The following is a 16,462-nucleotide window of genomic DNA, read 5'->3' as shown; positions in this document are numbered from 1 at the left end:
GATCCTTTTATGAAAAATATATTTTTTAGCATATTAACCTTTATGGCTCTTGGAGCACAAGCTCAAAAGTCTGAGTTAGCTTTGAAATATGCTAATACCATTACCAATGAAGACCTGTTTGATTATCTCGGTATTCTGGCGTCAGATGCGCTGGAAGGAAGAGAAACCGGCGAACGAGGCCAGCGCATGGCAGCTGCTTTGATTAGTCATCATTTCCAAAGCCTTGGGTTGATTCCTCCGGTGAAGAATGGAGATCAAATGAGCTACTACCAGAATGTTCCTTTGATTTCTACAAAGATAAAAAGTGCCCATTTGAAGATTGGTAAATCTCAATATGACAATTTCAACAAAACTATTTTTGTCGGTAGTGGGGTAACCAATGGTGAAGAGAGCTCGGAAGTGGTTTTTGTAGGAGATGGCTCGGCTGAAAGCTACAAAGGGCTTGACGTAGCCGGAAAAGCTGTATTAATGATCACGCCAAATAGTTATCGTAAGGCAGTAGCATTGTCAAGAATAGCTGCTGAGAACGGCGCCAAACTCGCATTGGTGGTGCGGACATCATCGGATGAAGTATTGGAGGAGCTTGTCACAAGTTATCGAGGCTATTACGAAGCAGGAAGAATGACGGTTGATACCGGTATTGAAGAAACTCAGTTCGTAGGTATGTACTTTACAGCTCCAAGCCTGATGAAGGAGTTGACAGGAAAGACGTATGAAAAACTTAAGGCGCTGGCAGACGCGAATTCAGTAGGTGACTTTAAGAAAGTTAAGGTTGGAAGGATTGCCTTTAATGTAGAGAAGCAAGTTAAAAAGATCTCTTCAGAAAACGTGATGGGCTATTTGGAAGGGTCAGATTTGAAGGATGAATTGGTGGTTGTTACCTCTCACTATGATCACCTCGGCAGACGTGGAGATAAAATATTTAATGGGGCGGACGATGATGGCTCCGGTACTGCTGGCGTCATGGATATGGCACAGGCCTTTGCCATGGCCAAAGCCGAAGGAAACGGACCCAGACGAAGCATGTTGTTTTTAGCCTTTACTGGTGAGGAGAAGGGTCTTTTAGGCTCAGAATACTATGCTGATCATCCCGTATTTCCATTAGAAAACACGGTAACCAATCTTAATATGGATATGATCGGGAGATACGATGAGGAGAATTATAAGGGCAAAGATTATGTTTGCCTGGTTGGTTCGGATAAGCTGTCAACAGAACTTCATCAAATCAGCGAACAGGCTAATGCCATATATACCAATCTGGAATTGAACTATGTGTATAATGATGAAAATCATCCGGAGCAAATCTATTATCGATCAGACCACTGGAATTTTGCCAAAAATGGAATACCCGTAATCTTCTATACCACGGGTTCGCACGATGACTATCATGAAGAAACAGATACGGTGGAAAAGATAGAAAAAGAAGTATATCTCAAGAGAACAAGGCTGGTGTTCTATACAGCTTGGGAGTTGGTCAACAGAGACAAGCGACCGGCACTCGATGAGAAGCCAAGTAACTAAAACTTTTTTAAAAAAACCGATGAACAATCATCGGTTTTTTTTGTTTCCAACTAGTATGCAAGTGGGTAAGCATTATCTTAGTCCTTGTAGATCGAAATGTAGACTTAAATTAGACTAACCATGAAATATATAATTACGCTGTTGGCGATAGCCTATTTTAGTAACGCCTCTGCTCAAGTCGGTGATGTATTCCCTCAGATGGAAGGAGAAAGCCTGCTCTACGATACCATCAACATCCCCACAGATCTAAATGGCAAATACAGTTTGATTGCACTTGCCTTTTCCAAGAAATCCGAGGAGGATCTAGGTTCTTGGTTCAATCCCATGTACAACCAGTTTTTGACAGAACCTGACCCAAATGCTTTTTTTAAGTTTGAGTATGACCTGAACCTGTACATCATTCCGATGTTTACTGGTGCGAAACGCGCGGCCTATAAAAGCACGATGAGAAAGGTACAAAAAACAGTTGCTCCGGAATTGCAACCCTATGTGTTGTTCTACAAGGGTACTTTAAAACAATACAAGAAATCGCTGAAGTTCGACGGGAATGACGTACCCTACTTTTATGTACTCGACGCTGACGGGAAAATAGTTTACAATACTTCTGGCAAGTACACGCGAAATAAAATGCAAGAAATCATTGATGCCGTGGATCCTGCTATGAAGAAGTAGTTTTGAAGGCGCATTGATATATATGTGCTCCAAGCACGCAATTAATATCCATTTTTGAAGAGTAATTCTATTTGGCATCGCATTAATAGATCAAATACTTTAGGGTTGATTCTGTTATAATCGGCATTGATCTTATTTTTTGCTATAGAATGTCTGATAAAAGACGTTTGCATAAATTCATTGTCGATAATTTGTCGTCTGACGACCTCTAGCTTATTCTTACATAGAATTTTTTCGAATAAAGTTCATCAACAAAGTAGGATTGCTGAAGCCAGTCAGGTAAAAAAGAGGTTACCTCAGTTTACATTGCATGAACCTCTACTGCTATAATTTACCATTTAGAAAGGCCCGGTAGTTTTACCAGCCCACCTTGGAGCTCCAATTTATTGGGTAGAAGACCAAGGGCTGAACTCCAGACAGAGATACATTTACGTACCCATCTTAAATTAAAAAAACCATGAAAACGTCAAATCTCTTGATAACCCTATTTGTCATAACCAGTGTTTTTGCTTGTTCAGATGAGTCTGAGCCACCTGCCACCCCGTTAATGACGGAAGGCCCTATCGTGTATGAACCCTACACGTTTGAATACAACGGAACTAAATATACCGTTTACAGAGAAAATAAAAGTTGGTTGGATGCGGCAGAATTCGCTCAATCTGAGGGAGGTAAACTTGTGGAAATAAACGATCAAGAAGAACAGGACAAAATTTTCATGGAGCTTACTCAGTTTGCAGATATAAATTTAGATGAGACGATAGCACTTGAAAGCGGTACGGCGAAGGTTTGGATAGGAGGTAATGATATAGAAGAAGAAGGACATTGGGTATGGGATGGCGATAATGACGGAGTCTCGGATAAATTCTGGATTGGTGATAGAGATACCGGTGGCTCGGTCGATAGCAGATATAACAACTGGGGATACGAACCAGATAATTGGCAGATACAAAATGGTTTGGCTATGGGTATAGTCGATTGGATATTTGGAGTTGAAGGTGAATGGAATGATCTGAGCGTTGAAAACCAACTGTATTTTGTTGTTGAGTACGAAGAATAATGTATTAGACAACCCTTTCATTGCTTTTTTGAATGATGTCAACAAGCTATCAGTTTAGAATTTGCCTCTTTTTTCTAATGGAATAAGGACTTGGTTGAAAGTAACGCCCAATTCCAGCCAGTCATTCCCACCTTATTTAGCCCCTGGTAAATACTTTTCTAGACAGTATCAACTAGGGGAAAATCATTTATCTAACCACTTGATAGGTTTCGCTCAGCGGATTATTGATTACTTGTGAGCAATTCACTTTTGTCCGTGCCATCTCTGTAGACCATCTCTGAAGTGATTGGTTTGAACTCTTCATGTGTTGATTTTCTAAACTTCACCTCGATCGTATTCCAATCGGAAGCCCATCCGCGGTATACATTGTTTAGATAGATTACTTTCAATTTGTGAAGGCCCTTGGCAAGCGCTTTAGATCCGTCATTTTGGGAGAAACGCTTCACGTAGCCGTCATTATTCACAACTAAAGCATTGTCTATCCATACCTGGTCCTGATTGCTCGAAAAGAAGTAGACTCCATCTTCAGGTATATCGATGTATCCTTCGATCACTTCCGCTCTGAACCTGTTTTCATCAATTACAAACCCCCAGTGTAAAGTCCTATTGGCCTCGCCCAGTGAATCAATCTGTTTTTCAGTCCAACTGTCAATGCTGTTTAGATCAGCCGTGCTAAGAAACTTTCCATAAGCAGTTTTTGTGATCAGTCCCGGAGCGATCTGCTCTTTGTCAATGGATGGAGAAAGCGTTTGTTTTTCAACTTTGATTGTTCTGACCTTGCTCATTTTACCTTGAGGCAACACCGAAGCAATTTTGATTGTAACGTCCTGATCAAAGACTAAAGGCCCGGAATAGACTTTGGAATCAAGATTAGGTTCTGACTTGTTGAGGGTATAGACGATTCTGTCTACAGGTCTTGGTGTGGTAAATTCCAGGACAGCACTGTCAATAAAGGCGATGTGCGAAGTTGGTCCTTCCGGTAATGGAATGTAATAATTGATATCGTGACCATCCATTCTCACCATTTGATTATTGAGCCTTCGTTCAAAATCTTTGTAGTCCTTTTTGTCTTTGTTTGTCCAGGTCAATTCTGCCAAAGCAATGGCTCTGGGGTACATTCTATATTCTGACAGTGTTTCCTCATAAATGTACTCGGACCACATGGTCGTTTGAGCCCCCAAAACATGGTGGGCTTTAGATGAGTCAATATCTGTGGGAATCGGCTCGTAGCCATAGACTTTTTCGATTGGCAATAATCCGCCGATGGTCACAGGGTCTATTTTATAATCTCCTTCGTATTTATCCAAATATAACCAGGCTCCAGGAGCCATGATAACATCATTACCGGCATTGGCTGCCGCAATTCCTCCTTCTTCGCCCCTCCAGGACATGACATTGGCCGTATCGGAAATACCGCCTTCGAGGATTTCATCCCACCCAACCATTTTCTTTCCATGCTTTTTTAGCACGCCTTCCATTCTATTCATAAAATAGCTCTGTAGCTCGTGTTCATCATGAAGGCCTGCTGTGTTCATTCTGGTCTGGCACCTGTTGCAGGTTTTCCATCTCTCCTTAGGAGACTCATCACCGCCAAGGTGATAATACTGATAGGGAAATAATGGTACAATCTCTTCTATTACATCTTCGAGAAACGCAAATACCTCATCTTTTCCGGCGCAGAATACATCAGTTTCTACACCCCAGATGATTCGTGGAGTATAAGTGCCTTCATTACAAGAGAGGTTGGGGTAGGCCGATAATGCTGCAAGCGCATGTCCGGGCATTTCTATTTCCGGGATCACATCAATGTATCGTTCTGCTGCATAAGCCACCACTTCTTTGATCTGTTCTTGTGTATAAAACCCGGAATGGACTGAGCCATCAGCTTCTGTTCGTGTCCCGCCCACAGAGGTCAGTTTAGGATATTTTTTAATTTCAATTCTCCAACCCTGATCTTCTGTTAGGTGCCAATGAAATTTGTTGATTTTGAAGATTGACAGCAGGTCTAAATGCTTTTTTACCTGATCAACAGAAATGAAATGACGGCAAACATCCAAATGGAACCCTCGCCAAGGAAACCTGGGTTCATCTGTGATGCTTACAGCCGGGATTTGCCAGGATATATGATCAATTTTGGATTGTGATTCGATCTCGGCTGGCAAAAGCTGCATTAGTGTATTCAATCCATAAAATACACCCTTGGCAGTTGTACCTTCAATAAAAACACCTTCAGAGGTAGACTCAAGTGTATACCCTTCTTCATTTAAAGCTAGTTCAGGATTTAATGAGATAGAGATAAAATTCCTGTCCTGGTTGTCATTTGTCACGATCAGCTCATATCCGGTAGATTGTTTGATTTTGGATGTGAAAAAATTCGCAACAGATTTGAGTTCTTTATTGTCGGTAACTATGAAAGAGGTGGTATTATCTAATGAAAACATTCCTTCATTTACCACTAAATTTTGTGGCTTAGGGGTAATGTTGATGCCTTGATTATAGGATGTGAGCTTATGTTTTTCGTTACACGAAACTAAAACAACAAGCAGTAGGCTAAGGGTAAAAATGCTTCTAATCTTCATTCTGCGGTCTCTTCTCTTATTAAAATGATTCAATAAGACTACTGACAAATTTGAATCTGTCGAATTTATTTAGCTGAATGGGGGTTGAAAGCAGCTAAGAGGGGTGTTTAGTGCGAATTGATCTGTGTTATTCAGAAACAATCAATAATTTCACTACTTCAGGAATAATTCAATATTCTTGTAATAAGCACAAAAATCTAAGGCTACAATGAATATACCTTTTGTCGATCTCAAAATACAATACCAGTCCATCAAGCCAGAAATCGATGCAGTTTTTGAAAGTATATTGACACAAGCAAGATTTGTTGGTGGCCCGCAGATCACTGAATTTGAAAATGCTTTTGCTGATTATATTTGTGCAGATCATTGCATTGCCTGTGCCAATGGGACCGATGCGCTGGAAATTGCACTTTTGGCATTGGGTATAGGAGCGGGAGATGAAGTGATTGTTCCAGCCATGTCATGGATTTCCACAGCTGAGACAGTTACCACGGTGGGTGCGACACCGATCTTTGCCGACGTGCTCCCAGGCGAGTTTACCCTTGACCCGGTTGAAGTAGAAAAAAAGATCACTGCGAAGACTAAGGCGATCATACCTGTTCATTTTTATGGGCGATCGGCAGATATGGGCGAACTCATGATTATAGCTAAAAAGTACGACCTGAAAGTTGTAGAAGACGCTGCTCAGGCGCATGGAGCTGAGTTTTCAGGCCGGCGTGTAGGGACATTCGGAGATGTAAGTGCGTTTAGTTTTTACCCCAGCAAAAATCTTGGTGCCTATGGCGATGCGGGTGGCATCCTTACAAACGACGAAAAATTGGCAAAAAATTGCAGACTCATAGCTGATCATGGCCAAGTGGATAAGCACAATCATTTACGAGAGGGGAGAAACAGCCGTATGGATACCATGCAGGCAGCGGTGCTTGACGTAAAACTGAAGTACCTTGATCAGTGGACCAATGCTCGGATAGAGAGGGCTAAATATTACAACAGTTATCTTGCAGATTTACCAGTAGAAACGCCTCATATCGATGATCAACATCGTCACGTGTTTCATGTCTATGTAATTCAAGTGAAGGACAGAGATATGGTGAGGCAAAAACTGAATGAGAAGGGTGTCCAGACGCAAATTCACTATCCGAAGTCCTTGCCTGAACTTATTCCTTATCAGAAATTGTTCAATTCAGATGATTATCCGGTGGCTAAAAAACTTGGGGCTATGGGATTGTCCCTTCCTATCTATGCCGAGCTGACTCGAGAACAACAGGATTATGTGATAGCAGTGTTGAAGGAGGAGCTCACCTAAAAAGCACGAAAAGTCCAATGGCAGTCAAAAGAATTGATTTTAGATTTTATTATCAAACCACACCACACATGGGTTAATATCTATAGAATCTGACCTAAGTCGTAAATTTATCAACTGGATGCTGTTGCTTAGCGAAACTCCAATATATTATTATAATAAGTGTGACTTTTTGAAATCTGATGCGAATAATAGTGTAAAGACATTTGCTGATGAAATTGACCGAAGAAAACTTTGTACAAGTTCTAAACAACAATCAGGGAATAATAAGGAAAGTTGCAAATTCCTATTGTAAGAATATCGGCGACAGAGATGATTTAATCCAGGAAATTACAATCCAGTTGTGGAAATCCTGGAAGGGTTACAACGATACTTATAAAATATCTACCTGGATATATAGAATAGCCTTGAATGTCGCAATTTCCTTTTACAGGAAAACCTATAGGCATAATAGGCTCAATCAAATCACTTTGGAGGAGGATGCTTTTATAGATCATTCAGAGAATTCACATCAATCAGAGAATATACGACAACTGTATCAGTTCATATCAAAATTGAGTGAATTGAATAAGGCTTTGATTTTGATGCATTTAGATCGGTACGATTATGAAGAAATCGCTTCTATTATGGGGATTTCCAGAACAAATGTTTCAACAAAAATTTCCAGAATAAAACAGCATTTAAAAAAGGAATTTAAACTAAAACCGGAATGAACATTAGAGACTTACAACACAATTGGAAGAACCAAGGTGGTGACAACGACAACTTAGTTGTTCGACTGTTTATGGAATCAAGGCAGGATAAAATAGATAAAAGGATTAATAATGTATTTTGGGGCAGCATTCTATTTATACTCCTAAATCTAATCGTTTTTACATATGCATGGCTCGTTCTAGTTTCTGATTTTTCCAACATATCTATTCGATTCGCTGGAATCTCGGTGCTTATTTTGACCTATGTGATTTTGTATAAAAATGTATTCTTGCTCAATGGTATGTATAAAATGAATCTAGCAGGTCCGATTGTAGAATTGCAGAAATTGATTGGAAAGCTCAAAGTCAAGCGCATAAGACACAACAGATTCATTTTCATCTTTAGCAACTTGTATTTTTGGTCGCTGATGATTCTAATTTATAGATGGGACTTAAAACTTTTGATTTCGCAAGTATGGGAAGAAGCACCTATCACAGTTATTGCGCATATTGCCTTTGCAATTCTCTGGTTTCCACTGGCGAATTGGATACTAAAAAAGTATGATCTGGCTACTGAGGGTACCGAGTTTTGGAAAAGCCTAAGCAGAGAATCATACTTAACCGATGAATCAGTAAATTCCCCACTGAATGAAGCCATTCAATTCATAAAGGAAATTGAAGTGTTTGAAGAAGAAAACTAATTCAGATTGCAACGAATGCTAACATGAATAAATCCAGTTGGATACTTATAGTCATTGTGATTTCTCAATTTTGCTGCACCTCATTGTGGTTTGCCGGAAACGGAGTGATGCAGGACCTAGTCGATAGTTTTCAGCTCAATGCAAGTGCACTAGGTCATTTGACCTCAGCAGTTCAATTTGGATTTATTGGCGGCACTTTAATTTTTGCACTACTTGCTATCTCGGACCGGTATTCTCCATCTAAAGTTTTTTTTATTTGTGGGGTACTAGCAGCTGCCTTTAATACCGGCGTCATATGGCATGGACATGGTCTATTCACTTTGCTGGCATTACGGTTTCTCACAGGTTTCTTTCTCGCAGGAATATATCCTGTCGGAATGAAGATTGCGGCTGATTATTTTGATCAGGGACTGGGTAAATCATTGGGATTTTTGGTGGGTGCATTGGTCATTGGTACGGCCTTTCCCCATTTGCTCAAAAGCTTAGGTGAAACGCTATCCTGGACATATGTGCTGTTGGCGACTTCCTCCTTGTCAGTCGGCGGAGGCTTGTTGATGATGGTTTTAGTGGCTGATGGACCGTTCAGAAAACCAGGCCCACAATTGAAGCCCTCTGCCTTGGTCGGTGTGTTTAGTAATCATAAGTTCCGCTCGGCAGCCATTGGCTATTTTGGGCACATGTGGGAGCTATATGCCTTTTGGGCGTTCGTGCCCTTGATGTTGAAGACCTATGCAGATTTGCATTCACCAACACAATTTAATGTTGCACTACTATCTTTTGTAATCATTGCCATGGGTGGTCCTGCCTGTGTGCTAGCCGGATACGTTTCTAAGGGTGTAGGAGTAAAACGTACTGCAGCAATAGCCCTTTCTGCATCCGGTTTTTGTTGCCTGGTATCACCGTTTATTTTCGAAACTAATTCCGAAGTACTCTTCATAGGTTTTCTGTTATTTTGGGGCATAATGGTGGTGGCCGATTCTCCACTTTTTTCTACGCTGGTGGCGCAAAATACTATACCTGAAATTAAGGGGAGTGTGTTGACCATTGTAAACTGCATTGGGTTTTCGGTAACGATTGTCAGTATTCAATTGATCACTGCCATCCAAAGCCATGTCATTCCAAGTGGTCTATTTGTTATATTAGCTATAGGGCCAATGGGAGGGTTACTTGCCCTCAGAAGGGATTAGATTTGGAAGAATTGGTTGATTTGTTATTTTTGCCTCACTCGTCAGCCAACATAACACCATGAGATATCTGCCCGCTATTTTATTAATGCTTTTTCTATTTAGTTGTTCCGAAGATGAAGATTCAGCAATTACTGAATGTCAACTTGAGGATTCGAGTGAAATATCTATGGAGGATACATTTGCCTATACAGGTGCCAAAGTAACTGTTATCGGCGAGTTCTGCTTAGATCAGACAGTAAAAGTGTTGATCGATGATTTGGCGTATAATTTAACAGAAACATTACCTGCACAGATTTCATTCGTAATGCCTGAACTTACGGAAGATTCTGTCACCATAAAAGTACAATCTGATGGGATCGACTTGGGTTTTGAAAAAAAAATTGCAGTGTATCCTGGAAATGGAACCTGGATAGAGAAGGCGTCCTTCCCGGGCCAAGGACGTAGATCTCCTAGATCAACCTCTGTGAACAATATGGGTTATTTAATAGGTGGCTCCAACTATCTGGGGTATACTGAAGAGCTTGGATATTCTCATGATTATTACTCAGACCTCTATCAGTATAGTGAAGAGAACAACACTTGGTCGTTAATTAGTAGTCATGATAATTTTGAGGATCAGGGCAATATCGTTGGAAATGATCAGTCACTTTATGTATTTCCTTATTCTACATTTAGAAATATATACGAATATGAATGGAATACGGGTAATTTTGAGACAATAGGTTCAATCGGGGTTAGAGGTTCATTTTATCCCTTTGCGACTGATGGAGAAGTCTTTCATTTTACCGTTCAGAATAATACTACCTTGTCACTCAAGAAACACGGTGCAAACAATGAATGGCAAACGATTTCAACTTTTGAATTGAATGTTACAGGCAGTGCCGAGGTGATTATCAATTTTGCATTTGTCCAGGGAGGAGTTGCTTATGTAGGTTATAATCAGCTAAATTCTCAAGAGCTGACTATGTTGTCAGCTGATTTGGATGACTTGGTCATAAATGAAAAGGCAAGAGTTGAAATCATGTCTAGTGATATAGCGCTTGTCAAGTATCTATTCACCATTGACCATCTGGCCTATTTCATTGAAATCGGTTCTTCGTCTGTGGGGCCCGATCGATCAGATGTGGCCATACCTGGGGATTATCTTTACATTTATAATCAAAAATCAGAATCCTGGAAGATATCTGAACACGCTATGCCGGAATCGTTCTTTGGTGTCGCTAGCTTTGGATTAAACAATCGTGGATTTGCAGGTATGGGCACTTCAGCAAACAGCCCGCTCTTTTCTTACTCACAGAAATTTTATGAGTTTGTTCCTCAATAGATTGCTCCTCTGGGTCTAATTAAACACATGAGTAGCTATAAGCACAGCCCCCGAAGGGGCATTTTCTATATAAACTTAGGTTTGATAATCAACTGAACCCAGGCCCAGTTGTTGAGCGTTTTTGAATTCGAGGTACCTTTGATCAAGTCCATAGAGTTGGTATCAAACATTTGGGAGTATCCCATTTTGAACGTGCCAGCGCTTCCCAATGGTCGTACATATACCAGGTCTAATTCCGTACCTAGACTGGCACTGGCTTCGTTGATACCATCAGATTCGTAAATGGTACTGGCCGTCATGTAGTAATGAACATGTCCCAGCAATGCACCTTTGCCCAGCTTGAATTTGGTTTTCAAATACAAATCCTGAAGGCCGGAGTTGCTGTTGCCATTACCTACGTAGAAGTAATCCATAAATCCATAGAATGCATGATTAGTGCCGAATAGTGGGGCAAAGACGGTGTTCTTGTTGGAATTTAGTTCCTGACCAGACAGGTGATCATATCCAATGATGAGCGGAGTAACACTTGATTTTACTGTGGCAGATAGAGAGAACATATAAGCGCTTAAGTTGTTAAATCCTACTTTTCCACCCTGATAGAATGCTTCAGCATTCAATTTCAGATTCCCCAGTTTTTTCATTCCCATCAATCCATAGGTCTGTCTGTTCGCTACTGAATCCTCAAGACCGTATTGTCGGGCGTCATTGATGAGATAAGCCGACACTGTTCCGGCTTCGAATTTTTTATTGAGGTAGGCAAACTCCATGTGCTTATAATTTCCAGTTGCGTGGTAAGGGCCATTACCTGTGAAGGATGGGTAGTAGGTACCAGATAGTCTGATTGGCTCCCCTTCTGTGACTGGATTTTGATTATAGGCAAGGCCCACGTGGATTTTTAGGCCGAGGGAATCTTCATACAAGAGTAAAGCGGCATCGTGTCTCAGTCCTTGCATGGCCCATTCGAGTCCACCAAACATTCTTTGGTTATCATAAGAAATGATTTGACGGCCAAATTTTACTGATAGCTTGTTGGACATATAGTAGCGGGCCCAGGCCTCAGCAATACCAAAAGAACCTCCATAGGTCTTATCTACAATTCCATCTGCTCCCCACATTCTTACATCTTGCAACGCGATTCGGATTTCATATTCGGTGGTTTTGTAGTTGGCGTACAATCGGGTGCGTTGCTCGGTAAAGAAGGCAGGGTCCAAACTTTCTTCAATTGGTTTTTTGAATCCATTTCTAAATTCAGATCTGGCGTTTACTTCGCCCGTAAGCGTGAACTGTGCCTGTGTAGTACCGAAGATTAACATAAAAATGGCTGGCAATGCCGATATTAATTTTTTCATGACTTGATGGTTTAGTACTTATTAATTGCTTTCTGTGGGCTAACAATAATTACGTAATAATACGTAATTATTCTGCAAACCTATAGAAGAGTATCAAGCCATGAAATGGTAAATTACGGTTCGAAGTTCTTTTTTAATGCACTTTTTTTCCTGCAAAAAAGCAGTTCATTTTTATTGGAAAGTCAAAACTACGTAGCTTGATGGAGCGTAGTCAGCTGTAAAAAAGCAAATGACTCCAGAGAACCATTTGCCTTAATTTACTTAGCCCCTAATGAGGTCAAGTATTGAATGTTTTGCTTGCTCAGCTATCTAAGAAGAAGTTGTGCTCTGATATTTCATTTTTGAGTAAATCAATGTCAATAATACCAATCTTTTTTCCGGATGCCCGCAGAAGGTTTTCTTTCTTTAGGGCTGAGATAACCCGAATGACCTGTTCATCCGTGGTTCCGGCGAAGTCTGCAATTTCTTTTCTTGAAAGCTGGATACTCAAGAAATTGTTGTCCTGACCAAACTTTCGGTAGATGTAGAGAATAGCGTCTATTACTTTTTCGCGGACAGTCATCTGAGCAAATTTTTTCACTTTGGTCTCGCTGCGATTCAGTTCGTCCGCATAAAACACCATGAAGTCGTAGGTGAGGTTAGGTGCATGATGTAGCATTTCTTTCATGAGCTCATTAGGGAAATTGCACAGCGTTGTATCCTCAATGGCTACAGCATTGATTTGATAGGATTCGCCGGCACCAAAGCCACGATGTCCTATTATTTCACCATCTTTTGCAAATCTTACGATCTGCTCCCTACCCTGAAAACCAGTTTTCGCCACCTTAACCTTGCCCTTATTAACGAAATACAGTCCATGAACGGGTGCTCCTTCCAAAATGAATTGCTGCCCTTTTTTACACTGAATGGTATGTTTTTTAGTCAAATACTTTTCTACATCCTTGTCGTGACTGTTTTTTTTGATGATACAGTCATGATTTGTGCATGTGATACAAATTGCGCTTCTCATAGTATTATTGCGTAGTTATACGTACAAATATACGTATAACTACGCAATAATTAGCAAGGCAAAAGCAGCTTAAGTTGTTTGGGGTGAAATAATTGATCTGGGTCTTCTAAGTCGGTATCTTATTTACCGTCGATTTTGATAATGTTGACTGGACAGCTAATGGCGGCTCTTTTGTTCTCCTCTAATTCAAAATCGTGGATGTCCACATGGTAGATACCTTTCACTGCCTTACCACCTACAAGCGTGCACCTACCGTCCTTTTTGGATATTCTCCATCGGTCGGGCGCTATTTCTACACAGGCATTACAGCCAATGCAGCGGTCACGATAGTGGGTGATCTTGTGCATTTAGGCGGGCACCACTTTATACAATTTGTCAGAAGGTCGAATCATTTCTTCGATTTTTATAGAGAAGCTATCTCCTTTTTTGACTTTTTCGACGCTTTGATCAGCAACTCGCATTTCTTCTATGGTTGCTTTTACAATGCCGGTGGTAGGACCTGTGATCATTATTTCATCGCCTTTTTCGAGGGCATGAGTTTCCATAAGGAATTCGCCAACCTTGAGTTTGTTGAAGTATTTTACTCCTTTTCCAAGAAAGATCTTTTTGGTTGTGGCCTTGGAGCCGTGTACTTCACTCCATTCGCCCATTTTACGTCCCAGGTAGTACCCGTCCCAGAAGCCACGATTATATACACGTTCTAGCTCCGTTTTCCATTCGCCGAATTTTTCAGAGGTGTATGTGCCATTGTTGATCGCATCTCCTGCATCTCGGTAGCACTTGGTTGTGGTATATACATAATCTGCCGCTCTGCCTCTTCCTTCGATTTTAAATACAGAAACACCGGCTTCAACTACCTTGTCCATGAAATCAATGGTACACAAGTCAGCTGCACTCATGATGTATTCGTTATCGATCTTGAGCTCGTTGCCCTGATCGTCCTTTACTGTGTATTCTCTTCTGCAGTTTTGTACGCAGGCTCCTCTATTCGCAGAAGCAAAATCAGAATGCAGGCTTAGATAGCACTTACCGGATACTGCCATGCAAAGAGCTCCATGTGCGAATACCTCTATTCGCACCAGTTCTCCGGCTGGTCCGGTAATATTCCTTTTCTTAATCTCTCGTGTGATATCAGCGACTTGCATCAAACTTAATTCACGAGCCATAACCATCACATCTGCGTACATGGCATAGAATTCTACCGTTTCTATGTTGCTGATGTTAGCCTGAGTAGAGATATGAACAGGGAAACCTATTTTCTTGGCGTAGTTCATCACGGAGTGATCAGCTGCAATAATGGCCGAGATACCACTCTCTTTTGCTGCGTCTACGATTGATCTCATCAGGTTCATGTCATGGTCGTACATCACCGTATTGAGTGTGATGTAGGACTTCATGTTGTTTTCTTTACAGATATCGGCAATTTTTCTAAGATCCTCCAGCGTGAAGTTATTTGAGGATCGTGCACGCATGTTGAGCTGCTCCACCCCAAAGTAAATGGAATTCGCTCCTCCTTTTATAGCTGAATGCAGGCTCTCATAAGAACCGGCAGGTGCCATTATCTCGATATCATGTTTTGTAGCTTCCATTTTCTAATCTTTAATTTCCTTCGTAGACAGCCCCAGATGTAGGCGTCTCATTCAGTTCCAATTTACTCAATAGCGGTAGTTTTGGTTGTATTTGTTCCCAAATCCATACGACTATTCTTTCGGCAGTTGGGTTTTCAAGCCCTTCAATATCATTGAGTAGTTGATGGTCTATTCGTTCGATCACCGGCTTTACCACATCTTTTAGCTCCTTGAAATCCATCACCCACTGAAGTTCTGTATCCAAATCACCTTCTAAAAAAACGGTGAGATTATAGGTGTGGCCGTGCATGTTTTTGCACTTATGACCTTCCGGTACATGAGGAAGGAAGTGAGCCGAATCAAAAGCGAACTTCTTATAGATAACCATGCTTGTCTGCTGTTTAATCCGCGAAGTTAGATCATTTTCTGATCATTGATAAAAATGAAAGTATAAAATCGAGTTGTACTAATTCTTTTTGAGGATTCTGAATTAAGTTTTGTCAGCCCTTTTTGCGTCTTAAAAGGCTCAGTATTTTATCGGTCATTTCAGGCTTTGCTTTTTTCTTGTTGGCAATCAGCGAAAGGCCACGATGGTTTATCTCTTTTAACTGGCATACTTTGAGTGTCCCATTATCGACAAAGGGCTGAACATTAGTATCGAACGCAACAGATAGTCCGGAGCCCAGGGTTTGCTGATACAGTACTTCATATTCATTTGGTATGATGTAATTGGGTACGATAGCCGGTCTCTTTTTTTCGAAAACGTTGAGCCAGTAAATTTTGATAAAATTGGAGTTGTTGTCATGAGCGTACCATTTGTGCTTAGCTAACCAGTCCTGGGCTTCATTAGTGTTCCTTTTATATGCTTTTATAAGTTCTGAGAAATCAATGTCAGGAGTCCCAACCAAGACCAATTTTTGAGGAGTGAGAGGATAACTATGGGTATCGAAAGCATCATGCTCTCCCGGAATCAGCGCATAGAGCAAATTCCCTTCTTCAACATCACGGATGAGATCTTGCTTTTTTTCAAATTTGATATGGACGTACTCACCGAGGTCGAGAACTCTCGGACACAAAGAGGTTTTGTACATGTGAGGAGACACCCCAATAGTTAGGATGTTCTTAAGATCAGAATCAGTCTTGATGATTTTGTGTTCAACATCTTCGAGCATTTCTATGGAGCCAGATACCATGGTGTTGAGCATTCGGCCAACATCAGTTTCAATTACTCCTTTGGACTTTCGTTCAAATAGTTTTTTACCCATTCGGGACTCCAAAGCTGAAATTTGTTGACTTACCGTCGGCTGGCTCACCATGAGCATTTCGGCGGCCTTACTGAGGGATTTGGTCTTATATACAGCACGAAATGTGCGTAGCCATTCAAGATTTATCATGGTATAAATATTTCAATATCACTTATGCAAAATTACAATAAATATTTATAGCTACTTTATTCCGATTCCCGTTTCCTGCTTTACAACTTTTAAAAAACTAAAATAT

At 40.8% G+C, this 16,462-nt stretch carries 15 protein-coding genes; 8 read left to right on the top strand and 7 right to left on the bottom strand.

Annotated elements, in window-relative coordinates; all coding sequences use genetic code 11:
• Nucleotides 1–9 precede the first annotated feature (9 nt).
• The 3 genes from ABJD64_RS07555 (at nucleotide 10) to ABJD64_RS07545 (ending at nucleotide 3,250) form a co-directional block, all read left to right on the top strand.
• The gene (locus ABJD64_RS07555) at nucleotides 10–1,521 is read left to right on the top strand and encodes a M28 family peptidase (RefSeq protein ID WP_348180117.1); all 1,512 of its coding nucleotides are present in this window, start codon (nucleotides 10–12) and stop codon (nucleotides 1,519–1,521) included.
• A gap of 120 nt (nucleotides 1,522–1,641) precedes the next feature.
• Nucleotides 1,642–2,193 (top strand): hypothetical protein, encoded by a 552-nt coding sequence (locus tag ABJD64_RS07550; protein ID WP_348180116.1) that lies wholly within the window; start codon nucleotides 1,642–1,644, stop codon nucleotides 2,191–2,193.
• A 457-nt stretch (nucleotides 2,194–2,650) separates the two neighbouring features.
• Nucleotides 2,651–3,250, top strand: coding sequence for a C-type lectin domain-containing protein (locus ABJD64_RS07545; RefSeq protein ID WP_348180115.1), 600 nt, complete (start codon nucleotides 2,651–2,653; stop codon nucleotides 3,248–3,250).
• Between the two features lie 221 nt (nucleotides 3,251–3,471).
• Here the strand turns inward: ABJD64_RS07545 and ABJD64_RS07540 are convergent, their stop codons facing one another.
• Nucleotides 3,472–5,829 (bottom strand): family 20 glycosylhydrolase, encoded by a 2,358-nt coding sequence (locus tag ABJD64_RS07540; RefSeq protein WP_348180113.1) that lies wholly within the window; start codon nucleotides 5,827–5,829, stop codon nucleotides 3,472–3,474.
• A gap of 208 nt (nucleotides 5,830–6,037) precedes the next feature.
• Between ABJD64_RS07540 and ABJD64_RS07535 the strand changes: the two genes are divergently transcribed.
• From ABJD64_RS07535 to ABJD64_RS07515, 5 genes are all read left to right on the top strand, one after another.
• Nucleotides 6,038–7,135: a DegT/DnrJ/EryC1/StrS family aminotransferase gene (locus ABJD64_RS07535; protein ID WP_348180111.1), complete on the top strand. Its 1,098-nt coding sequence runs from the start codon at nucleotides 6,038–6,040 to the stop codon at nucleotides 7,133–7,135.
• A gap of 209 nt (nucleotides 7,136–7,344) precedes the next feature.
• Nucleotides 7,345–7,845, top strand: coding sequence for a sigma-70 family RNA polymerase sigma factor (locus ABJD64_RS07530; protein WP_348180109.1), 501 nt, complete (start codon nucleotides 7,345–7,347; stop codon nucleotides 7,843–7,845).
• Entirely contained in the window at nucleotides 7,842–8,525 is a 684-nt protein-coding gene (locus ABJD64_RS07525) for a hypothetical protein (protein WP_348180108.1), read from the top strand. Before ABJD64_RS07530 ends, ABJD64_RS07525 begins: the two co-directional genes overlap by 4 nt.
• Nucleotides 8,526–8,548: 23 nt before the next feature.
• Nucleotides 8,549–9,712, top strand: coding sequence for an MFS transporter (locus tag ABJD64_RS07520; protein ID WP_348180107.1), 1,164 nt, complete (start codon nucleotides 8,549–8,551; stop codon nucleotides 9,710–9,712).
• Nucleotides 9,713–9,770: 58 nt separating this feature from the next.
• The gene (locus ABJD64_RS07515; RefSeq protein WP_348180106.1) at nucleotides 9,771–11,036 is read left to right on the top strand and encodes a hypothetical protein; all 1,266 of its coding nucleotides are present in this window, start codon (nucleotides 9,771–9,773) and stop codon (nucleotides 11,034–11,036) included.
• Between the two features lie 65 nt (nucleotides 11,037–11,101).
• On the opposite strand, the gene ABJD64_RS07510 is transcribed toward ABJD64_RS07515, so the two are convergent.
• The 6 genes from ABJD64_RS07510 to ABJD64_RS07485 all read right to left on the bottom strand — a co-directional run bounded on the left by ABJD64_RS07510 (nucleotide 11,102) and on the right by ABJD64_RS07485 (nucleotide 16,356).
• The gene (locus ABJD64_RS07510) at nucleotides 11,102–12,385 is read right to left on the bottom strand and encodes an alginate export family protein (protein ID WP_348180105.1); all 1,284 of its coding nucleotides are present in this window, start codon (nucleotides 12,383–12,385) and stop codon (nucleotides 11,102–11,104) included.
• Between the two features lie 301 nt (nucleotides 12,386–12,686).
• Complete coding sequence (locus ABJD64_RS07505; RefSeq protein WP_348180104.1) at nucleotides 12,687–13,394, bottom strand: Crp/Fnr family transcriptional regulator; 708 nt, start codon at nucleotides 13,392–13,394, stop codon at nucleotides 12,687–12,689.
• Nucleotides 13,395–13,513: 119 nt separating this feature from the next.
• Nucleotides 13,514–13,741, bottom strand: coding sequence for a ferredoxin (locus ABJD64_RS07500; protein WP_348180103.1), 228 nt, complete (start codon nucleotides 13,739–13,741; stop codon nucleotides 13,514–13,516).
• Nucleotides 13,742–14,983 (bottom strand): peptidase U32 family protein, encoded by a 1,242-nt coding sequence (locus tag ABJD64_RS07495; RefSeq protein WP_348180101.1) that lies wholly within the window; start codon nucleotides 14,981–14,983, stop codon nucleotides 13,742–13,744. It abuts the gene before it with no gap.
• A gap of 10 nt (nucleotides 14,984–14,993) precedes the next feature.
• Nucleotides 14,994–15,350, bottom strand: coding sequence for a 6-carboxytetrahydropterin synthase QueD (gene queD, locus ABJD64_RS07490; protein ID WP_348180100.1), 357 nt, complete (start codon nucleotides 15,348–15,350; stop codon nucleotides 14,994–14,996).
• 112 nt (nucleotides 15,351–15,462) lie between these two features.
• Nucleotides 15,463–16,356 (bottom strand): LysR family transcriptional regulator, encoded by an 894-nt coding sequence (locus ABJD64_RS07485; protein WP_348180099.1) that lies wholly within the window; start codon nucleotides 16,354–16,356, stop codon nucleotides 15,463–15,465.
• Between the last annotated feature and the right edge of the window lie 106 nt (nucleotides 16,357–16,462).

Source organism: Reichenbachiella sp. (genome assembly GCF_039944555.1).
In the GTDB taxonomy this organism is placed as follows: Bacteria; Bacteroidota; Bacteroidia; order Cytophagales; family Cyclobacteriaceae; genus Reichenbachiella.
Note: the sequence above shows the minus strand (reverse complement) of the source record. Positions and strands in the feature narration are given on the sequence as shown.